Source organism: Acinetobacter sp. ANC 3813 (assembly GCF_002135435.1).
GTDB lineage: Bacteria > Pseudomonadota > Gammaproteobacteria > Pseudomonadales > Moraxellaceae > Acinetobacter.
This window is the reverse complement of the sequence record NZ_NEGK01000009.1, coordinates 148,888-167,107: the sequence shown is the minus strand read 5'-3', so window position 1 is coordinate 167,107 and position 18,220 is coordinate 148,888. Positions and strand designations below refer to the sequence as shown.

Genomic DNA, 18,220 nt, shown 5'->3' with positions numbered 1-18,220 from the left:
CCACCGTTTAGGCGGGTTGGGTTAGTCTTGTCTTTTTATATTTTTGCACATAGGTTTTTTAGTGACCAATTCATAATAAATTAGAAGGTATATCAAAAGAAGTTGCTAGTGATATATTAAATCTTAATGTACTATTCGTAGGGTTTCATGCCTATGAAGGGTAGTGTTCTAAAGGAAAAAAATGAAAGCTGTTTCACTCTTTTCGGGCTGCGGTGGTTCTGACGCAGGTTTAATCAATGCCGGATTTGACGTCATTATGGCCAATGATATTTTGCCATATGCTAAAGAGGTCTATGAGGCTAATCATCCTGAAACAGACTACATTTTGCAAAGCATTACTGAGTTGGAACATTTTCCTTCTGCAGACATATTGGCTGGCTGTTATCCTTGTCAAGGATTTAGCCAAGGTGGAAAGCGTCAAGCCGACAATAAATTAAATTATCTCTATAAAGAGTTCGCTCGAGCTTTAAATTACATAAAACCAAAAGGCTTTATTGTTGAAAATGTTTCTGGAATGACCAGTGCAACGTTTCAGCATCTATTGCAAGACCAAATTAAGGTCTTTTCAGAAGCTGGTTACAATGTTCAATTTAAAGTACTCAATGCTTCAGATTATGGAGTGGCCCAAGAGCGCAAAAGAATCTTTATCGTGGGCATTCGAAGTGATTATGGTCTTGAGTTTCAATTTCCAGAACCTACTCATGGCATTGGGTTGATGCCAAAAACTTCTATTCGAGAAGCGCTCGAGAATATGCCTTTATGGCCAAGTGAAAATGAATATTATAACTATGATTTTCATTGGTACTATATGTCGCGAAACCGTAAAAGAGGGTGGGACGAAACTTCACGGACCATGGTAAGCAGTGCAAGGCATATGCTTCTTCACCCTGTTAGTCCAGATATGGTGAAAGTTGGCGTAGATCAATGGCAGTTTTCAACCTCAGAGCCAGCGCGCCGTTTTACGTATAAAGAGGCGGCCAGACTTCAAGGTTTTGGAGATCTGATTTTTCCACGTGAAGAAGAAGTGAATCTTGAAAACAAATATAAGGTGGTGGGGAATGCTGTACCACCACCACTATTTGAAGTAATAGCTAAAAGACTTAAACAGATCATTGTCTAAAGACTGTTTTTAATGTTTTTAATTTCATTAATAAACTCTGGGAATAAACTCTCTTTTAGTAAATTTTTTATGCTTTGAGAGTTTTCTAATAAATTTATTATTCTCCTGCGATCAATTACAGTACCGCCTGAAATATTGGAAATTTTGTTCCATTCACCATCTGCTGTACGATAATCAGCTGGAGTAAACATAATAGAAATAATTGGAGAATATGTTGAGAAAATAGCTCTAAATTTATCAGGGTGGCATTCAAAGTTTTTTGCTGGCCAGTTTTCTCCTTGGGCTCCACATTGTCCAAACATAACAAAATTACCGGTGCGTACCCCATCTTTAAATTGATAAATAGCTACAATATCTATTCCCATATCACCAGATGTTGATTCCATTTCGAGATGTTGATCTTGAATTAATACAGACATCTCTACAGCAAGCATTTTAATTGCAGTTTTAAGATTAGTACTATAATGTAGTCTTCTATCATCAGAGTTTGCATCAAAAATTCGTATAATTGAATTTTGAGGAGCGATGCCTGACATAACAAATTTACAAATTTGAGTAAAATATTTAGCCCATAGTTGCCTAATCCCTTTAGCCTTAAATGATTTTAATCTAGAGCAAAATAAAATAAGGATGTAAATATAGTGTTGGGATGCAAAATCTTCTTTCAGTTCAATAGCTTCATCTGAAATTTTGAACGGGTACAAATTATTATAGATTTTAGCTCTATGGTTAAGCATAAACCAAGCATCATCAATGTTAGTTTCGAATCTATTTTGCCTTGTTGAGCCATCTTCAACTTCTTCATTATTTAGCTCGTCTGTTATCTCTTCTGCATCTATGGGATTATGGTTTAATACATCTTCGATATCATTTTTTGATGCATTACCTTTTTTGAAATAATCCAAAGTTACTAGAATTTCAATGAGGTCAGAAAGTAAATGAGAGCTTGTTTTTGCAATCGGACCAATATTAAAACTCATCATCCTCATCCATTTTTTTACTTTTAAGTGTATTAGCTATCAATTTAACATTCTTGTTTATTCGTCTTATAGCTTCAAATCCATCATCTGTATAATCAACAGTTGCCACCAAGGAAGTTGCTTCCATGATTAAATTCTCTGCTTCATATAGGTATGTTAAAAAGTCTTCACCTGCAAATTGCGTCATTCTATAGGCGGAAGCTAATGTTGTACCTCGACGAAAGGCCTCAATTGCCTTATTGTTAGAAATTACTGCTCCTAAATATTTTAAATTACGTGATTCACCTAAACGTGATTTCCCATCTTTATCTTTTTTATAAATCCATTCGGTTAATTCTTTAACTCGACTCCTATCTAGTGAATCAGGTTCAGTTATAGCTGATTCACTCCCACTTTCAAGACCAATAAATTCTCCAAATCTTTCATCGGATAACGCTGTAGATAAGACAGCAAATTTTATATTGGTTTCATTTAAGGATTCGATACCAAAGAAATCATTTCTTTCAATAACTTCATAAACAGTCAAAGCTTCTAAGTTTCTTCTAATATGATCACGGCGATTACCAACAATATTGGCTACTTCCTTAAGTCGATCATTTATAGGTAGTTCTTGGTTTACAGTACTTAGTACACTTCTGATGTATCTTGCCTTTGCCAAAGGTTCCCATTGTTTAACACCAGTAATATGACGGTAACCTAAATATGGGATGGCCGCTTCTCTGGATGAAACAGTAATTACAGGAATAATATTCGGCTTGTGTCTCGCATTCTGGGATATTTCTAAGATACGATTACCTGGTGAAGATATAATATGTGGATCCGTAATTAGCTTTAAAGCAGTTAACCGTCTATTCCCCTCAACAACAAAATGTTTTCCATCCTTTTTAAACGCAATTAATGGCTCGCCGGCGAAATAATCATTCTCCGCAATAGCATTCATTAAATCTTCGATTGATGTGTATTTCGCCAAATAATTGAGCATTTCTTGCTGAGACCGGCCAACATTGGACGGTAGCCGAGGGTTTTCTGGGTCAAGAAATAAGTCTTTTAATTCAACTAATTCAGCTTGGTCTTTCACAATGTTTTTCAAATTATTTTTAGTCATGGTTTTTCCTTTAAACATCTCGATATAACCCAACAACTTTACCAACCAACTTACAGCCATCCTCCAAAGCAATCGCTTTTTCCGACCATTCAGGGTTTAAAGGTTGCAAATACATATTGTCTGTTTCTACGATTAGCTTTTTAAACGTTGCAGCTTTATCGCCTTCACAAGAAACAATGACAAGATCCCCAGTTTTTAAATCACTCACTTGAAAGTCAGGATTTACATAAATTTTGTCACCAGGGCGGAAGTCAGGGAGCATGGATTCACCTGAAACTTCTAGGCCATAGCCATGTTTACCGCATTTAGGATTTGGCGGTAGCCACTCTTCAAATTGTGTGCCGGCAGGGACAGCCTCGACAGTAGTCCATGACCCAGCTTGAACCCATGAAATTACTGGAACTAGTCTGCCAGCAACAGGGAACGGTGCCGAAACATTTGGCTCAATGCCAGTACCATGATCTAAATAGCTAATATCAACATTGAATTTGTCAGCAAGGATTTGCATTTTTTCTTCGCGTGGCTTTGCAATACCAAGCGTATATCTACGAGCCATCTCATACGTGACTTCAATAGCATCTTTCAACTGATTAACAGTTGTAATAGGTGATCCATCCTTATCCATAAGGCTTTTTAGTCTTGAAGCAAATTCAAGATATTTTGCTGTCTGCACTTTGGATTTCTTTCCATTTTCTACCAATGGTAGAAGTTTACCTCGTATTTTTAGTTGCACCAATTCTATTTTAGGTAGTATATTATCTTCTACTTTAAGTAGTTTTATTGAGTGCATTATGTCATCTCCAAAAGATGCTTTAGAAAAAGCTATAAAAATTGCTGGCAATAAATCAGCTTTAGCCCGTGGCTTAGGCATTACACCTTGGGCTTTAAGTAAGTGGAATTTCAATAAAATTCCTGAAGATCGCTGTTTGCCAATTGAGGAATTAACTAAATCAAAAGTTAAAGCAGAACAGTTGCGGCCAGATATTAATTGGGCGTTTATACGTTCTACCCAAAATAGTAATAAAACCGCCATCCAATAAACACGTTCAAAAGGAACTGCCATGAACATATTGGATGCCGCCCATCACACCGTCCGCCAATTTAAAGGCGGGGCAGCCGCACTCGCTGTCCGAATGGGCATGCGCAGCGTTGCAGTGCTCAATAGCAAAGTGAACCAAAACACAGAGACACATCACCTCACGCTGATGGAAGCCTCATCCATTATGGCCATTACAGGGGATTACCGAATACTGCAGGCCTTATGCGCCGAGCACGGCAAAGTGGCCATCAACCTGCCGAATATCCCTGAATGCAGAGATACCGCGCTGACGGATTTGGTTTTAAGCGTAGGCATGGGCGGCGGGGATATATACGCGCTGTTCAAAGAAATGATGGCAGATGGCCGCATCACCCGCGGCGAGGCCATAGACATGTCCAAAGTCATCCATGCCATGCATGAAGTCTTGGCAGAGCTCGAGGCGCAAATTAATAAATGCGTAGGGCAATAAAAAAAGCCTGACGGTTCAGGGCAGGCTTTAAAAATCCATAAAAAGTGGAGCAATTTATGAACAAAATAAAAGTAGCACAGAGCATTCTAGGTCACAACCAGCAGGGCGTTATGAACAACAAATCGCAACATGACTTAACACGCGATATTGAAAAGCGCGAATTTGAATTGGGTTTAGCGCCAGATGATGCCTATGTGAAAACTGCAGAAGATTTCTTGGCGGGTGATGTGGTCGTGTTTATTGATAAAGCTAAAACAGACCGCTTAATGACTGTGCATAAAGTGCAGGGTGATGGCGTGCTATTAGACGGTAATAGAAACTTTGCATTAACCCACCTCATTCGCACTGCCACAACTGCAGAGCTTAAAGCTAAACAACGGCTGCCGGCGCCAGCAGCGCTATTTGTTCCTGTGGATTTATCACCAAATACTCATGACGAAGCAAGACATTTACACCGTGCCTTAGGCGCACAAGGCTGGGTCACATGAGCCATGCATTTCAAAAGATATTAGATCAAAAGCAGCTTCACAGCATTCAGTCGTGGCATGAGCCCGCGCTGCATCTGCTGAATGAGTTAATGGAAGCAGCTAAACGCAACTTACGAAAGCGAAACTACAGCGAAGCGAATGCAGCAATACAGCGCGATATATACCGCGAACAGCTGCAGCGCAGATACCGCATACCCATGTACACAGTTCTTGAAATTGAAAAGAGCATGGGCCGCGCGGGTGTTATTGAATTTATAGGCGGAAACTTTGTGAAGCCAGCGGTAAAGAAATTATGAATACAGAACTAAAGAAAAATGCGCTGATTCTTGATCCGTGTTGCGGAAGCAGAATGTTTTGGTTTGATCGTACTCATGCCAATGTCATTTTTGGTGATATTCGTGTTTTAGAACAGCAGCTTTGTGATGGCCGTGAATTGAACATAAAACCAGACAAGCAGATGGACTTTAGGGCTTTGCCATTTCATGACAACAGCTTCAAGTTAGTTGTATTTGATCCTCCACACCTAACAAAGGCAGGGTCAAGCAGTTGGTTGGCAGCAAAGTACGGCAAGTTAAATGAAAGCTGGCAAGAAGACTTGCAGCAAGGTTTCACAGAGTGTTTTCGTGTGCTTGAAGAGTTTGGGGTGTTGATATTCAAGTGGAATGAAACACAAATCAAAGTCTCAGAAATATTGAAGCTGACACCTAATAAACCTTTGTTTGGTCATATCAGTGGCAAGCGTGCAAATACGCATTGGATTTGCTTTATGAAAGGAGTAGGTCAATGAGCTTAGATGCAACGATTTGGGCTTGGAAGGCTGATGTAGACAGCTCAACTCAGCGCCTTATTTTACTTTCGCTTGCAGACAGAGCAGGCGAAGATCATAAATGCTATCCCAGCATTATGCGTATGGTGAAAGATACGAAAATGAACCGTAAAACGATCATCAAAGTGCTGGATGATCTAGAGCGGAAATCTCTCATAAAATTTACTGGCAGCATTGTCGGAAATGGTGTGAAAGTCTATCAATTAATAGGCGTGATGGGTCGCGAAGATGAGCCAACCAGTACCAAAAAAGGAACTAGTGGTAAAAACGGAACTGGTTCCAATTTAGGTACAGGTTCCAATATTGGTACTAGTACCGAAAACGGTACAGGAACCAGTACCAATATTGGGACCGAGACCAGTACCGAAATTGGGACACAGAATCTCCCAAGGAATCTCCCAATAGAATCTAAAAATAAAAAAGACTGGCTTTGCTTTAAAAAACTTCGTGAAGAAATTTATCTGGCAGATCCCGATTTGGATTTTGAATATCTCATGACGGCAAGTTGGGGAGATCGAGAAAAACGCGCATTTGAAATTTACAACGCAGACAAGAATCTTTGCGATGCACTCATGAATTTCCATTTTGCCGATTGGCTGATTCACGCATACCGAACCAAGTATTCAAAACCTGCAGCTGGCCAGCAAGCCAAAGATGGAGATTCAAAACCGCAGCACCTCACTGAAAAACAGATTGCTGCCTTCGCACAGAAATTGGCTCATCACAGTGAATTCGCCAGCAAGTTCAGTGAACCTGGCGACAGCTACGAAAAACTGGCCGCCAATATTGCCGTCAAACTCGAAGATCCAGCACAAGCCAAAAAATGGGAGAAATACCTCAAGCAGGTGGGCTTCACAGGAACGATCGCAGGGGAAGCCGCATGAACTTAGCAAAGCGCACGTACATGAATCTGATGATCTTCAAAACCATCTCTGAAAACAAAGGCCGTATCTCTGTCCAACAGATCCACCAGCAGATTGAACCAAACATGGGAATGTCAGTACGAAGCCTGCAGCGATACCTGAAAGGGCTGACCGAATGGGGATTGCTAGTGGCTGATGGTCAATCACCGCAAGGTTTTAAACTTTCTGAACATGCGAAAAACATCTTTGAAGAACTAGCTGGGAGCGCAGCACATTGAACAGTGTATCCATTGAGGCATACAAGGCCATGCTGAAGGCCAATAAGCGCACCAGCAAGAAACGCCGATTAAAAGCGCTGAAAGGCGAAAAGGCCCGTAGTGAAGGTGAAGTTACCTTAGCGGCTCATCTGCAAGCTTACGGTATCCAGTTCAAACAGGAATTTAAATTCCACTCAGAGCGCCGCTGGAAGGCAGATTTTCATATTGTGGGTACAAAGATACTCGTGGAAGTTGAAGGCGGCGTATGGAGCAATGGCCGCCATACACGGCCTAAGGGGTATTTAGGGGATATGGAGAAATATAACGCGGCAGCAGCTCTGGGCTATCAGGTTTATAGATTCAGCACTGAGCAAGTGAAAAGCGGAATGGCCATTCAGCAAATTTTGAAATTAATAGGGTGATGGGATGAATGCAGCGGCGAAAATTGAAGTAATGGATTGGTCTAAATACACAGCTGAGGAATGGTTTAAGCAATATGGTGCATACATTCAAACTTGCAGAATGAAATCAGGTAATGCGCCAGACACGCTGGGAATAAACCAAATCTATTGGCTCATTTGTGAAAATAACAAAGGCGTGGCACCGCGTAAAAATCAATTAGCCTGTCAGATAAACGACTATGAAGCCGATGAAGTGCATAAGCTGATTATCGATCTAAAGTTTTCAAAACGCATATGTGATTCTGCGAAAGTGGCAGTAAATCTTTTCATTGAAAAGAATGTGCGGGGTTTGTCAGATAGAAGAATGGAAGAAGAATTTAAGTTAGGCCGAAATTGCCTAAAAAGCATGGTTGCATGTGGTGGGTTTTACATAGCGGGCCATGATAAAAGACTTAGAATCAAATAGTATTTGACTGGCATGCCAGCCTATGGCATATTTCTGTTATAGTGACCGAAGTGTATGTAAAGCACTAAAGTTAATTAGAAGCTCGCCAAATGGTGGGCTTTTTTAACGTCTGCCTTCACGAAGCTTTTGGGCTTTTAAAAGAATAAAAATGGTATAGTGAGTATGTCGTTTAGGTACCTTATTTTATGTCTGAAATCTATAAATATCTCTGCACTCAAATTAGTACATTTGGGTCATTACCAACGCATAAAGTTTTTATAAGTAGCGTAGGTAGGAAGACAAAATTAGTTTTCGCAGATAACACGTTTGTTTATGGCACTGTTTCAGATTGGGCTTTAAACCATTCAGGCCTTGATTCAAGAAAATCAGCATGGTCGGAAGAACCTAAATCATTTTTAGAAGATGAAAAAATAGATTGAACCTATACAAGGCTTCACATCCACTATTCACAACAGAAGCAGGCATGGGTTAGTTTTTAAGAGATATTGGATTTAACCATGTCATAAGTCTTTATATTTAAAATAAAGTTTGCTATGTAACTATTTAAAGCGTATAAAGCTAACTCGTTGATGCGGGATGGAGCAGTCTGGTAGCTCGTCGGGCTCATAACCCGAAGGTCGTTGGTTCAAATCCAGCTCCCGCTACCAACGATAAAAGATTCAAAGTTTATATACCTGCCTTCCTAAAGGCGGGTATTTTTTTGTGTAAAAGTAACGTAAAATGGGTTGTTGTTTTAAATAACAATATCTGTATCGTCGCACAAGACACAGATGATGGCCTGACTTCTAGTTGGGCTTTTTTAATGCCAGCTGTTTAACCCTTAACTGGTTTAAAAATGAATCCAGCTGGCACTCAAATTCAGGAGATTCACATGCTCCAATTCCTTCGTAGATTATTCTGCTTTCATGCTTATGAGTTTGATTACAGCCATGAGCATGGATACACACAAGAATGTCGTAAATGCGGTAAAGATAATTAAATAGTTTCTCCAGCTCGCCGGGCGTATTACGGCACTCCAGACCCCGCTCAATTCTAGATATTGGCGGGGTTTTTCTTTTCTTGTTGCTGGCTATTCGTGAGTTAAGGAAGTGCAACAAAACTAATAAAAAGTTGGGTTGGAGTTCAACTGCTAAAAGTGACAATAATTACATGCTTATTTTTTTGCGATAAGGAGATACGCCATGTTGAAAACTGTAGCACTTATAGGTGCTGGCATTGCAATCGGCTGTTGCTATCAGTCTTGTAAGAAAAATCCACAGAAGTCTAAGAATGCAAATTTAGATAAATGTGGTAAGCAAAGCAAAGATTGTGAAGTACCCGCTAAAGAATAGTAACTTTAGAAATATTGAATTCAGTATTTAAAAACCTCCTTCGGGAGGTTTTCTTTTTTGAGGTGTTTATGGTCGATCGTGTAGAAGCTCAGAAGAATCTGAAAAAATTAGAAGATGATCATTACCACTTGGCTCATCTGAACCACTTGAATAGCCGCGAATCATTCAAGCAAGAATGCCAGCGCCGAATGAATGAGATTAGAGAGCAGATCGAAAACATAAAGTGGCAGCTGAATGAGAAATTTAAAACGACTCGCTGAAGTTAGAAAACTGCCGTGTGTTCGGTGCGGTAATCCAGATAGTCAGGCAGCGCATAGTAACTCAGCAAAGCATGGTAAAGGCCGAGGTATTAAAGCTGATGACGCTTATACGGTTCCGCTTTGTTATTCATGTCATAGCCAGTTTGATCAATACAAATTAGGTAGCCGGGCAGAAAATGAAAAGCTGTTTGAAGGCTGGCTGGTGAAAACTGAATTGATGTTGAGTAAAAGTGATGAAGAGTGTTTCTAAAATCGAACCTGCATCATTCACCATTGATTCACATCTCAATATCACCAAGACACTAGGCTTCCTAAACACATGGCATCAAAAGGCCATTGATGAGGGGAGGCCACTGGTTGTTCATATTGATCAGAAAGTAGAGGACAGAAGTAAGGCGCAAAACCGTTTGTACTGGAAATGGCTAACACAATGGGCTAAACGGCAGGGAACTGATAAAGATTCAGAGCATTTGTTTTTCAAGAAGCAGTTTTTAGCGCGGATCTATGATCGAGATGATGTTGGCCAGTACCGGAATACGTTTGCTGCAGTCAAAGTACTCAAGGATCAGAAGCATCCAATGTATCAGCAGGTAGCGGATGGGCTGAATGTGTTGATCAGCACAACGGATGCAACGGTAGATCAGTTCACTGAATACCTGAATGACATACATGCGTTTTGTAATCAGCAGGGTTGTTGGTTGGTTGCGCCGGATGATTTGATGTTTGCTTGGGAAATGTAGTTATAATGGGTGAGCATGAGATATGGCATATTTCTGGTATAGTGACTGAAGTATATGTAAAGTACTAAAGTTAATTAAAAGCTCGCCAAATGGTGGGCTTTTTTATTGCCGGCTGTTTAATCCTTAACTGGTTTAAAATGAATCCAGTTGGCACCCTAAATTTACGTAAATAAACATATTGCAGCTTAAATTAACTGAAAAAATTTTCTAACTTATTCATATTTAAAGGACTGAAGGCTGTTTCTGGTCAGCTTATTGTAACCACGGCAATTGGTTGACAATTTACATAATCAGTCTCAGTTATAATAACAAAATAAATTTTTCACTTTGTCACGAAAGCTCCCCCCCAAGTATGGGGGTTCTTTTTTTAAAAAGATAAAATACTGATTATGAAAAGACCACGCAGAACTAAAGTGATTCCAGTATCAACTTGGACCACTGAGCAAGATATTTTTTTAATCGAAAACAGTTCACTGGATATAAGTGAGCTGTGCAAGCATCTATCCTATACTGAAGAGCAGATTATCGATCGCAAGGAGATACTTGGCTTGATCAGAAGAGAACGTCAGATGAGATGGAAGAGTTAGTTATGTTTAAAAGTAGGTGATTTATTAATCATTTTTGTCATTGATGTTTTATAGTGTTTCACTAAATAATTTACCAATAATTATAAATATGGAACAACAAAACATGGGCAATAAATTACCGATTCTATTACTCCTCTTAATTGCTGTAATAGTATTTCTGGGAGCTACGTTTCATGCTGAACGTAAACGAGCCCGAAGTGAAGAAATTAAAAGGATAATACAAGATGCTGAACAGAGTTTGGATCAATCTGGATTGAATACATACAAAAAAAGAACTGTTTAAAGTGCTCTGATAATGTAATTTTTTGCCAATGTAAACTTTTGTAACTTTTAACAAAATACGCCGCGAAACTAGCTGTAGTTTCCTTATCACCTCAAGGTGTAAAAGTTTATAACCCGCTACCTGTAAGCGGGTTTTTTTTATTTAAAAAAAACCAACTAAAATTGTTGAATTAATTGAAAAATATTGTAAATTAAAAAAAACTTAAAAATAATTAACAGTTTAGGGGGAGATAAAGTGTTGCCAGTAGAACAAAAGAAGGTATTAGAGCAAATTTTTAATTTTGTGATATTAACCCCATCGTTCGAAGACAAAAGTGAGTTTATGAGGTTGAAAATGTTCTTCTCTGAACTGCACGAATCAAACATAACAGAATTTGAAGCTATCAAGCCATACAGTTTCAAGTTTGGTTTTGGTGGAGTGGTGCGAAGAATCAATACTTTGCATGCTCCTAGAATAATGAACAGTGAAGCATTCATAGAATGGCTAAGTTCTAACTTGGAATAGCTTCCTAACCTCCTTCGGGAGGTTTTCTTTTATGATGTGTAGATTGTTGATCGGAATGAAGAGGGCTATTGGTTGATGACGCCTGATGATTTGATGTTTGTATTTTGTTGATGTCTTTGTAGTAACAAATCTAGCCCTTTAGAATTTGATAAATGTGTTAGTCTCTAAACAGTATATTAAATTTGAATTATTGTAATGTTCTGTAAATTCAATAGCATAACTGTTTTTTGAGTTCTAATCAGTTCTTATGTAACTCCTTATAAATTACTTGATTTTGTACTCAAAAAAATAATGGATAATTACTGCCAAAGGAATATGGAAATGCCTCAGTATCTTGCTATTGCAGAAAAAGTAATCGAATCGATAAAAAAGCATATCCCACCTAAAACCAGCAAGGAAAAACTAATACCTTTCATTATTTCAGAGGTTAGAGACAATATTGGAAATACGAGTTTTAGATTGAATGAAGAATTATGTTCTAACATTCTGAGTAAAAATCGAATTCTTATAGGTCAGAGAAAAGTTGATCTATCTTTAGTACCGAAAGTGGAGTACGAGGAAGAATTTCTTTTGTGGTTAGCGGGATTTATAGAACAAATCACCATTGATGAAAATAAAAGGAATTATCCTTCACTTCTCGAAATGATTCGAAAAAATAGCAAAAATGGTAAAATTCCTGCAAAGATAAAATTTGAATCTGATTATGTTTCTGAATTTGATAAGCATTTTAAGGGATGAAATGATAAAAACTTGAATTAAATTTAGTTTAATACAAGATTTTGGAAATTTAAACCGCGTTAATTCGCGGTTTTTTAATGGGCGTAATTTATGAATGCAGACGACTATTTCTGGCAAACCAAGAAACGCCCACTTAAAACTAAATCTCGTTCTAAACCTTTACCCAAAGCAAAAGAAAGATACCTAGAAGCTGAGGAAGATTTTGAACAAGCACTCATTGTTCTAGAAATTAAATATGAAAAGAAGTTTCAGTTTAAAACTACCAAGCATTGGCGTTTTGATTTTCATCTTATTGAGCATCGAATTTTAGTTGAGATTTCAGGTGGACCTTGGTCGGGCGGTCGTGGCGGAAAATTAGCAAATAAGGCTTGGAGCTTGGATCGTTACGATGATGCTGCTGAGATGGGCTTTACCGTTGTGCGCTTAGAGTCCGCGGAACGTTACAGGATTGATGAATTTGGTCCACTGCAGGTTGAGGCTAATTTTGCGTCTCAATGGTTAAAAGATTTAAAAAGGCAGATATTCAATGGAACAGATCAGACCATTCCCGCCGACAGACTTAATTGATAGGGCGGAAGAGCAAGAAGCAATTCTGCTTGCGCCCGCCGTGGATTTGAAAGAATGGGTGATTAAAAACTGGCTGACCATTGGTGGTGAGCTTCATAACCCTGATCATGACCATATTGCTGAACTAATTCACGATGATGAAACCTTTTTGGCGTTTGCATGGGCCTCATCCGCTGCTATGGCTAAAAAGCGCATGGTGCTTGGTCAGTGTGAAAAAGTGATGTTCAACCAAGGCGGATGGAAAAAGGCGCGTCAAGAACAGCAGATGCGTGAATGGTTTGGCTGTGTACCTGTTTATCTCATTACCATTGATGCTGCTTACTGCGAAAATACGACTGACCGTGAATTCTGCCGGCTGATTGAACATGAGCTTTATCACATTGGTGTAGAACGAGATGAAGATGGTGAAATCATTTACAGCGACCATACAGGTTTGCCGAAGCATTACTTGGCTGGGCATGACGTTGAAGTGTTCTTTGGTGAAGTGAAACGATGGGGCGCAGATGAAAATGTTAAGCGTCTTGTTGAGCTATCAAAGCAGGCACCATTTGTATCAGAAACAAACATTGCTGCGTGTTGTGGTACTTGTGTGATTAATTGAGCTTACTGGCTCTTTTTTTTGCCTATCTTGCATGACGTAGCATGACAAAGGTGAGTTTATGGCAGCACTAAAAGAGCCTGTAAAAATGTTTATAGTTCAGTCTCTTGCATGCTTTGAAACACCCCAGCAGGTAGCAGATGCTGTCATGCAAAGATATGGCATTGATATTGATCGCAGGCAATGTGAAAACTATGACCCGACAAAGTTTGCTGGTCGCAATCTCAGTAAGAAACTAAAAGATTTATTCAAAAGTACCCGCGACGATTTTCGAAAAAACATTGAAGATATTGCGATTGCCAATAAAGCCTTTCGCCTTATGGAACTTCAGAAGATGTATGAGGATTCTGGGCGAAATAAGCGGGCAAAGCAGAATTTACTGAAGCAGGCATTTCAAGAAACAGATGGTCGTGTGACTAAGCAAGAAATCACAGGTAAAGACGGCAAGCCGATCGAAACCATAAACCAGAATGTGCCGACTGAAAGCTACCTTGAGGCAAGGGAGCAGGTTTTAAATGATTACTGACCCAGCACGTGAGCTTGCGATTCAAATTGAAGCTCAGCAAGACCTGTACTTCTTTTCGCGCTATATGTTCAAAGAGCGCCGCAAGTATAAGTGGATGCATAATTGGCATCATCGAGTGGTTTGCGATGCCTTAATGAAAGTATTCCGTGGTGAGACAAAGCGCCTAATCATCAACATTCCGCCGCGCTACTCTAAAACTGAGCTGGCAGTGATTAATTTCATGGCTTGGTGCTTTGGCAAAGTGCCTGATTGTGAGTTTATTCATATCAGCTACTCAGCCACATTAGCAGCCAATAACGCATTTCAGACGCGTAACTTGGTACAAGAAACTGCATATAAGCGCGTATTTCCCGAATTTCAGCTGCGCGATGACAGTAAGGCTAAAGATGATTGGCGTACGCAAGCAGGCGGTGTCTGTTATGCCCAAGGTACAGGCGGTACGATCACAGGTTTTGGCGCTGGTAAGATTCGCAAGGAATTTGGCGGGGCCATTATTATCGATGACCCGCACAAGGCCAGTGAAGCAGGCTCAGATACGATTCGTGGCAATGTAATCGAATGGTTTCAAAATACACTGGAGTCTCGGACCAACTCACCAGATACGCCGATCATTGTGATTATGCAGCGGCTGCATGAAGAAGATTTAGCAGGGTGGTTGCTATCAGGTGGAAATGGTGAAGAGTGGGAGCACTTATGCCTGCCAGCGATTCAAGATGACGGTACAGCATTATGGCCCGCTAAGCATTCAATCGAGCGTTTAAAGGTTATGGAGGATGCAGCGCCGTACGTTTTCTCTGGTCAATACCGCCAATTACCATCACCGCCAGCAGGCGGTTTTTTTAAGCCCGACAGAATCGAAATTGTGGATGCGCTGCCTGCTGAATTTATGAAAGAGGTTCGCGCATGGGATTTGGCTGCTTCTGAAAATGAAGGTGACTGGACTGCTGGTCCACGAATGCTGAAGACCAAAGAAAACATCATTTACATCGTGGATATGGTGCGTGGCCGATGGGGGCCTGATGGTGTTGAGAATACGATTAAGCAGACGGCTCAGATGGATGGCAAATCAGTAATGATTCGGTTGCCGCAAGATCCGGGTCAGGCTGGTAAATCTCAGGCTAAGAACTTCATTACCAAGCTCTCAGGTTTTAATGTCAAAGCCGAGACGGTATCAGGCGACAAAATTACCCGCGCACAGCCTTTTGCAGCTCAGGTCAATATCGGGAATGTGAAGATGCTACGCGGCGATTGGAACAAAGCTCTTGTAGATGAGCTGCGCAACTTTCCAAATGGCAAACATGATGACCAAGTGGATGGCTGCAGTGATGGATTTAATGAGCTGAATGAGGCACGGGTAGGTAAAAAACCTGCTGGTGCAGGTAATCGAACATATTAATAGGAACATTTATGGCAAAGTCTAAAAAAGACAAAGCGTCAAAGAAGGCTTTGTCGAAAGGTGGCTTATTTACTCAAGAGGCTGTTTCAAACTTCTTCGCACATTTTGGCCGGCAGCCGGACAATGATGAGGTGCTGCGTAAAGCGGGGATAACCCGTCATCGGCTGCGGGTATTGCTGGATGATGATGAAATTGCACAGGCAGTTGAGACGCGTATTGATGCGCTTTTAGGTACGCCGTATCGAATTGAACCGAGTGATACGCCTGAAGCTGAATTTCTAAAGCTTATTCTGGATGAATGGTATTTTGAAATTGCCTCAGGAGCACTTAACGCACTTTTCTTTGGCTATTCAGTACAAGAAGCGGTGTATGAACTTAAGCCTGAGGGATACATCGGACTGCAGTGGATTGGTGAAAAGCCGATGCAATGGTTTGAGCCTAAGAATGATGGACGGCTCATTTTGCGTAAGGAAGGATCTAGCCAAGAGCATGTCGTTGATCAAATTTTTAAGTTTTTCATGACTCGCCGTAAAGCCACCTATGAACAGCCTTATGGCAAAGCACTATTGGCCACACTGTATTGGATGTTTTTCTTTAAGCAGAATGGTTTTAAGTTCTGGGCAAAATTCTTAGAGCGCTTCGGAACTCCCATTCTTTTGGGTAAATGCAAAGACACTGAAACTGCAGATATGAACGAGGCACTATTGAACGCTCATGCGCAGAGTGTTTTATCTATTGATGCAGAGGATGATGTATCGCTTTTGTCTACTTCAGGCTCGAATGGAACAGCTGGCTCTGCTTTTGAGACTTTTAACCGCACGATCGCACAGCAAATTCAGAAGATTATTCTGGGGCAGACTCTAACTAGTGGTACGGATGGAAAAGGCAGTTATGCACTTGGCCAAGTTCATGAGAATGTCCGTGAGGACAAACTCAAATCAGATATGCGTTTAATTACTCCAACATTGCAAGCAGTGGTTGATGCACTATGCGAGTTAAATAATTGGGCCGAACATACAATAGTATTAGGTGAAGAAGCCAAGGTGCTAAATACTGAGCAGGCTGAACGCGATACACGATTGAAAAATGCCGGTGCAAACTTCTCAGACGCATACTTCATTCGTGAATATGGACTGCAGGAAGGTGATTTAAAACCAGCTGAGCAAAGTATGTTTTCTAATGCTCAATTCTCAGCAATTCCACGTAAGGTGTTTTCATTTGCAGCTGGCACGAAAAAACTTTCAGCAGATCAGCAAGAGGTTGAAGAGCTGACAGATGGGCAAAAAGGAATTGAGCTGCTTAATCAGCAGCAGGTGAATGAATTGATTCAATCTAGTGATACGCCTGCTGCATTAGCTTTAAATCTTATGAAGCTTATGCCAGGAGCAAGCGAAACCCAATTCACAGCGAATTTGGATATGGCGCTGTACGCTGCAGATGTGCTGGGGTATCTCACAGCAAGTGAGGGTAAATGACACCAGTCACATTCTTAGAAGCGCTACGCTTTGCTCATTCTCGTAAAGTAGTACTCCCTGATGAGTTCTACTTGTTAGATTTAAAGACCCGGCAGTTGGCGACAACGGTCGGGTTTTTATCCAGCATTGAGCAGATTCAAACTGTCATTGGCGCCGTGAACAAAGCCATTGCGGATGGATCAACTTTCAATGATTTTAAAAAGCTGGTTGCTGAGAATGAAATCATTCTGAGTGATGCTTATCTAAAAAATGTCTTCCGTACCAATATTCAGACTGCTTATGGCCATGGGCGCTGGCAGCAACAGCAAAGGAATAAGGCCAAACGTCCGTATTTGATGTATTCCGCGATCGACGATACACGGGTGCGGCCAAGTCATTTAGCATTAAACAGAATTATCCGGCACATCGATGATCCATTTTGGCTTTTATATTATCCGCCATGGGGATTCATGTGTCGCTGTACCGTGATTGCCTTGACTGAGAAAGAAGCGCTGAAACTAGGCATTACCGCTGATGAGGACTTGCCGCAAGTCGCTGCGGATATGGGCTGGTCTACCAGTCCTTTGACTTTTGGCGAGATGGAATCAGTGGTGGATCAAAAGATTGCCGATTCGATCTTAGATAAAGAATATCTGCTGAGCCAAAAGCGTGTTATTCAGGCGGAGTGGACTGCATCGAAAAAGCTGGCCAGTTTATTCGCGCCGATGAACGATTCCAGCCGAGATTTATTTGAAACAGTGGCTAATACGGTTATCCCGCTTGATCCATCAATTAGGCCGAGCGCGATTAAGACTTTTTTGGATTATGTTCAGGGTAAAGATGTGGCATTAAGCATGTATTTAAAGCAGCCATCAATAAGTTTGGCCGAGGATGTGCTTAAACGCTGGGTAAAAGACGATATGGCAAAGATTCACGCCGTATCTTCAAATACTGCAGATGTTGTAGCAGGCTCAGCCACGTTAGCCTTTGCGGCTTCGCTTGAAGTGGGCAAGGTGGTAGCGCTGGATGCGCCGATGTTATTGGCAGGTCAATCAAATGTGATGATTCAGATTGAGAGCGCTAAAGGTTTTGGCATTGATCTTGAGAAGCTGAATGCTGGTGAGGGTGTGATACTGCAGATGGGGTTGAGTTTTCAGGTTGTTTCAATCGAGATGGTTGAAGGGCAGATGGTTTACACGCTTATACCATTACTGAATTAATA

At 40.6% G+C, this 18,220-nt stretch carries 26 protein-coding genes and 1 tRNA gene; 24 read left to right on the top strand and 3 right to left on the bottom strand.

Annotated elements, in window-relative coordinates:
* Window positions 1-181 precede the first annotated feature (181 nt).
* A complete protein-coding gene (locus B9T34_RS14330; protein ID WP_086213805.1) occupies window positions 182-1,120 on the top strand; it encodes a DNA cytosine methyltransferase in 939 nt (312 codons plus the stop codon).
* Here the strand turns inward: B9T34_RS14330 and B9T34_RS14325 are convergent.
* From B9T34_RS14325 to B9T34_RS14315, 3 genes are read right to left on the bottom strand one after another with little or no spacing between them, the layout of a single operon-like run.
* Window positions 1,117-2,103 (bottom strand): hypothetical protein, encoded by a 987-nt coding sequence (locus tag B9T34_RS14325; RefSeq protein ID WP_171265220.1) that lies wholly within the window; start codon window positions 2,101-2,103, stop codon window positions 1,117-1,119. The genes B9T34_RS14330 and B9T34_RS14325 overlap by 4 nt on opposite strands.
* Window positions 2,090-3,205 carry a chromosome partitioning protein ParB gene (locus tag B9T34_RS14320; RefSeq protein ID WP_086213848.1) on the bottom strand — a complete coding sequence of 372 codons (1,116 nt, stop codon included), beginning with the start codon at window positions 3,203-3,205 and terminating at the stop codon, window positions 2,090-2,092. Before B9T34_RS14320 ends, B9T34_RS14325 begins: the two co-directional genes overlap by 14 nt.
* 10 nt (window positions 3,206-3,215) lie before the next feature.
* Window positions 3,216-3,995 carry a LexA family protein gene (locus B9T34_RS14315; protein WP_086213803.1) on the bottom strand — a complete coding sequence of 260 codons (780 nt, stop codon included), beginning with the start codon at window positions 3,993-3,995 and terminating at the stop codon, window positions 3,216-3,218.
* Window position 3,996: 1 nt separating this feature from the next.
* Between B9T34_RS14315 and B9T34_RS14310 the strand changes: the two genes are divergently transcribed.
* The 23 genes from B9T34_RS14310 to B9T34_RS14195 all read left to right on the top strand — a co-directional run bounded on the left by B9T34_RS14310 (window position 3,997) and on the right by B9T34_RS14195 (window position 18,218).
* A complete protein-coding gene (locus B9T34_RS14310) occupies window positions 3,997-4,245 on the top strand; it encodes a transcriptional regulator (protein ID WP_086213802.1) in 249 nt (82 codons plus the stop codon).
* A gap of 21 nt (window positions 4,246-4,266) precedes the next feature.
* Window positions 4,267-4,713: a phage regulatory CII family protein gene (locus B9T34_RS14305; protein ID WP_086213801.1), complete on the top strand. Its 447-nt coding sequence runs from the start codon at window positions 4,267-4,269 to the stop codon at window positions 4,711-4,713.
* 56 nt (window positions 4,714-4,769) lie between these two features.
* On the top strand, window positions 4,770-5,201 hold the full coding sequence (locus tag B9T34_RS14300; protein ID WP_228147460.1) for a hypothetical protein: 432 nt from the start codon (window positions 4,770-4,772) through the stop codon (window positions 5,199-5,201).
* Complete coding sequence (locus B9T34_RS14295) at window positions 5,198-5,497, top strand: hypothetical protein (RefSeq protein ID WP_086213800.1); 300 nt, start codon at window positions 5,198-5,200, stop codon at window positions 5,495-5,497. The genes B9T34_RS14300 and B9T34_RS14295 overlap by 4 nt, the downstream gene beginning before the upstream one ends.
* Complete coding sequence (locus B9T34_RS14290) at window positions 5,494-5,988, top strand: class I SAM-dependent methyltransferase (RefSeq protein ID WP_086213799.1); 495 nt, start codon at window positions 5,494-5,496, stop codon at window positions 5,986-5,988. Before B9T34_RS14295 ends, B9T34_RS14290 begins: the two co-directional genes overlap by 4 nt.
* Window positions 5,985-6,911, top strand: coding sequence for a helix-turn-helix domain-containing protein (locus B9T34_RS14285; RefSeq protein ID WP_086213798.1), 927 nt, complete (start codon window positions 5,985-5,987; stop codon window positions 6,909-6,911). The genes B9T34_RS14290 and B9T34_RS14285 overlap by 4 nt, the downstream gene beginning before the upstream one ends.
* Window positions 6,908-7,168 (top strand): hypothetical protein, encoded by a 261-nt coding sequence (locus B9T34_RS14280; RefSeq protein ID WP_086213797.1) that lies wholly within the window; start codon window positions 6,908-6,910, stop codon window positions 7,166-7,168. Before B9T34_RS14285 ends, B9T34_RS14280 begins: the two co-directional genes overlap by 4 nt.
* Window positions 7,165-7,569 carry a DUF559 domain-containing protein gene (locus tag B9T34_RS14275; RefSeq protein WP_228147459.1) on the top strand — a complete coding sequence of 135 codons (405 nt, stop codon included), beginning with the start codon at window positions 7,165-7,167 and terminating at the stop codon, window positions 7,567-7,569. Before B9T34_RS14280 ends, B9T34_RS14275 begins: the two co-directional genes overlap by 4 nt.
* Window positions 7,570-7,573: 4 nt before the next feature.
* Window positions 7,574-8,014: a hypothetical protein gene (locus tag B9T34_RS14270; RefSeq protein ID WP_086213795.1), complete on the top strand. Its 441-nt coding sequence runs from the start codon at window positions 7,574-7,576 to the stop codon at window positions 8,012-8,014.
* Between the two features lie 185 nt (window positions 8,015-8,199).
* Window positions 8,200-8,433, top strand: coding sequence for a hypothetical protein (locus B9T34_RS14265; RefSeq protein WP_228147458.1), 234 nt, complete (start codon window positions 8,200-8,202; stop codon window positions 8,431-8,433).
* 151 nt (window positions 8,434-8,584) lie between these two features.
* Window positions 8,585-8,661: transfer RNA gene (locus B9T34_RS14260), tRNA-Met, on the top strand.
* 534 nt (window positions 8,662-9,195) lie between these two features.
* On the top strand, window positions 9,196-9,345 hold the full coding sequence (locus B9T34_RS18900) for a hypothetical protein (protein ID WP_171265219.1): 150 nt from the start codon (window positions 9,196-9,198) through the stop codon (window positions 9,343-9,345).
* A 68-nt stretch (window positions 9,346-9,413) separates the two neighbouring features.
* Complete coding sequence (locus tag B9T34_RS14255) at window positions 9,414-9,605, top strand: hypothetical protein (RefSeq protein WP_086213794.1); 192 nt, start codon at window positions 9,414-9,416, stop codon at window positions 9,603-9,605.
* The gene (locus tag B9T34_RS14250; RefSeq protein WP_086213793.1) at window positions 9,580-9,855 is read left to right on the top strand and encodes a DUF968 domain-containing protein; all 276 of its coding nucleotides are present in this window, start codon (window positions 9,580-9,582) and stop codon (window positions 9,853-9,855) included. Before B9T34_RS14255 ends, B9T34_RS14250 begins: the two co-directional genes overlap by 26 nt.
* Window position 9,856: 1 nt before the next feature.
* Window positions 9,857-10,345 carry a hypothetical protein gene (locus B9T34_RS14245; protein ID WP_086213846.1) on the top strand — a complete coding sequence of 163 codons (489 nt, stop codon included), beginning with the start codon at window positions 9,857-9,859 and terminating at the stop codon, window positions 10,343-10,345.
* Between the two features lie 389 nt (window positions 10,346-10,734).
* The gene (locus B9T34_RS19060) at window positions 10,735-10,932 is read left to right on the top strand and encodes an acyl-CoA thioesterase (RefSeq protein WP_086213792.1); all 198 of its coding nucleotides are present in this window, start codon (window positions 10,735-10,737) and stop codon (window positions 10,930-10,932) included.
* A 1,108-nt stretch (window positions 10,933-12,040) separates the two neighbouring features.
* Complete coding sequence (locus B9T34_RS14225; protein WP_086213789.1) at window positions 12,041-12,457, top strand: hypothetical protein; 417 nt, start codon at window positions 12,041-12,043, stop codon at window positions 12,455-12,457.
* A 90-nt stretch (window positions 12,458-12,547) separates the two neighbouring features.
* Window positions 12,548-13,024 carry a hypothetical protein gene (locus tag B9T34_RS14220; RefSeq protein WP_086213788.1) on the top strand — a complete coding sequence of 159 codons (477 nt, stop codon included), beginning with the start codon at window positions 12,548-12,550 and terminating at the stop codon, window positions 13,022-13,024.
* A complete protein-coding gene (locus tag B9T34_RS14215; RefSeq protein WP_086213787.1) occupies window positions 12,984-13,625 on the top strand; it encodes a putative metallopeptidase in 642 nt (213 codons plus the stop codon). The genes B9T34_RS14220 and B9T34_RS14215 overlap by 41 nt, the downstream gene beginning before the upstream one ends.
* A 58-nt stretch (window positions 13,626-13,683) precedes the next feature.
* Window positions 13,684-14,148, top strand: a complete 465-nt coding sequence (locus tag B9T34_RS14210; protein WP_086213786.1) for a DUF2280 domain-containing protein — start codon at window positions 13,684-13,686, stop codon at window positions 14,146-14,148.
* Window positions 14,138-15,544, top strand: coding sequence for a phage terminase large subunit (gene terL, locus B9T34_RS14205; RefSeq protein ID WP_086213785.1), 1,407 nt, complete (start codon window positions 14,138-14,140; stop codon window positions 15,542-15,544). Before B9T34_RS14210 ends, terL begins: the two co-directional genes overlap by 11 nt.
* Window positions 15,545-15,555: 11 nt before the next feature.
* Window positions 15,556-17,019, top strand: a complete 1,464-nt coding sequence (locus tag B9T34_RS14200) for a phage portal protein family protein (protein WP_086213784.1) — start codon at window positions 15,556-15,558, stop codon at window positions 17,017-17,019.
* A complete protein-coding gene (locus tag B9T34_RS14195) occupies window positions 17,016-18,218 on the top strand; it encodes a phage minor head protein (protein ID WP_086213783.1) in 1,203 nt (400 codons plus the stop codon). Before B9T34_RS14200 ends, B9T34_RS14195 begins: the two co-directional genes overlap by 4 nt.
* Window positions 18,219-18,220: the final 2 nt, after the last annotated feature.

Excerpts from the sequence above, each read along its gene's own strand:
- B9T34_RS14330 (WP_086213805.1), top strand. The coding sequence starts at position 182 with ATGAAAGCTGTTTCACTCTTTTCGGGCTGCGGTGGTTCTGACGCAGGT.
- B9T34_RS14325 (WP_171265220.1), bottom strand. The coding sequence starts at position 2,103 with ATGATGAGTTTTAATATTGGTCCGATTGCAAAAACAAGCTCTCATTTA.
- B9T34_RS14320 (WP_086213848.1), bottom strand. The coding sequence starts at position 3,205 with ATGACTAAAAATAATTTGAAAAACATTGTGAAAGACCAAGCTGAATTA.
- B9T34_RS14315 (WP_086213803.1), bottom strand. The coding sequence starts at position 3,995 with ATGCACTCAATAAAACTACTTAAAGTAGAAGATAATATACTACCTAAA.
- B9T34_RS14310 (WP_086213802.1), top strand. The coding sequence starts at position 3,997 with ATGTCATCTCCAAAAGATGCTTTAGAAAAAGCTATAAAAATTGCTGGC.
- B9T34_RS14305 (WP_086213801.1), top strand. The coding sequence starts at position 4,267 with ATGAACATATTGGATGCCGCCCATCACACCGTCCGCCAATTTAAAGGC.
- B9T34_RS14300 (WP_228147460.1), top strand. The coding sequence starts at position 4,770 with ATGAACAAAATAAAAGTAGCACAGAGCATTCTAGGTCACAACCAGCAG.
- B9T34_RS14295 (WP_086213800.1), top strand. The coding sequence starts at position 5,198 with ATGAGCCATGCATTTCAAAAGATATTAGATCAAAAGCAGCTTCACAGC.
- B9T34_RS14290 (WP_086213799.1), top strand. The coding sequence starts at position 5,494 with ATGAATACAGAACTAAAGAAAAATGCGCTGATTCTTGATCCGTGTTGC.
- B9T34_RS14285 (WP_086213798.1), top strand. The coding sequence starts at position 5,985 with ATGAGCTTAGATGCAACGATTTGGGCTTGGAAGGCTGATGTAGACAGC.
- B9T34_RS14280 (WP_086213797.1), top strand. The coding sequence starts at position 6,908 with ATGAACTTAGCAAAGCGCACGTACATGAATCTGATGATCTTCAAAACC.
- B9T34_RS14270 (WP_086213795.1), top strand. The coding sequence starts at position 7,574 with ATGAATGCAGCGGCGAAAATTGAAGTAATGGATTGGTCTAAATACACA.
- B9T34_RS14265 (WP_228147458.1), top strand. The coding sequence starts at position 8,200 with ATGTCTGAAATCTATAAATATCTCTGCACTCAAATTAGTACATTTGGG.
- B9T34_RS18900 (WP_171265219.1), top strand. The coding sequence starts at position 9,196 with ATGTTGAAAACTGTAGCACTTATAGGTGCTGGCATTGCAATCGGCTGT.
- B9T34_RS14255 (WP_086213794.1), top strand. The coding sequence starts at position 9,414 with ATGGTCGATCGTGTAGAAGCTCAGAAGAATCTGAAAAAATTAGAAGAT.
- B9T34_RS14250 (WP_086213793.1), top strand. The coding sequence starts at position 9,580 with ATGAGAAATTTAAAACGACTCGCTGAAGTTAGAAAACTGCCGTGTGTT.
- B9T34_RS19060 (WP_086213792.1), top strand. The coding sequence starts at position 10,735 with ATGAAAAGACCACGCAGAACTAAAGTGATTCCAGTATCAACTTGGACC.
- B9T34_RS14225 (WP_086213789.1), top strand. The coding sequence starts at position 12,041 with ATGCCTCAGTATCTTGCTATTGCAGAAAAAGTAATCGAATCGATAAAA.
- B9T34_RS14220 (WP_086213788.1), top strand. The coding sequence starts at position 12,548 with ATGAATGCAGACGACTATTTCTGGCAAACCAAGAAACGCCCACTTAAA.
- B9T34_RS14215 (WP_086213787.1), top strand. The coding sequence starts at position 12,984 with ATGGAACAGATCAGACCATTCCCGCCGACAGACTTAATTGATAGGGCG.
- B9T34_RS14210 (WP_086213786.1), top strand. The coding sequence starts at position 13,684 with ATGGCAGCACTAAAAGAGCCTGTAAAAATGTTTATAGTTCAGTCTCTT.
- terL (WP_086213785.1), top strand. The coding sequence starts at position 14,138 with ATGATTACTGACCCAGCACGTGAGCTTGCGATTCAAATTGAAGCTCAG.
- B9T34_RS14200 (WP_086213784.1), top strand. The coding sequence starts at position 15,556 with ATGGCAAAGTCTAAAAAAGACAAAGCGTCAAAGAAGGCTTTGTCGAAA.
- B9T34_RS14195 (WP_086213783.1), top strand. The coding sequence starts at position 17,016 with ATGACACCAGTCACATTCTTAGAAGCGCTACGCTTTGCTCATTCTCGT.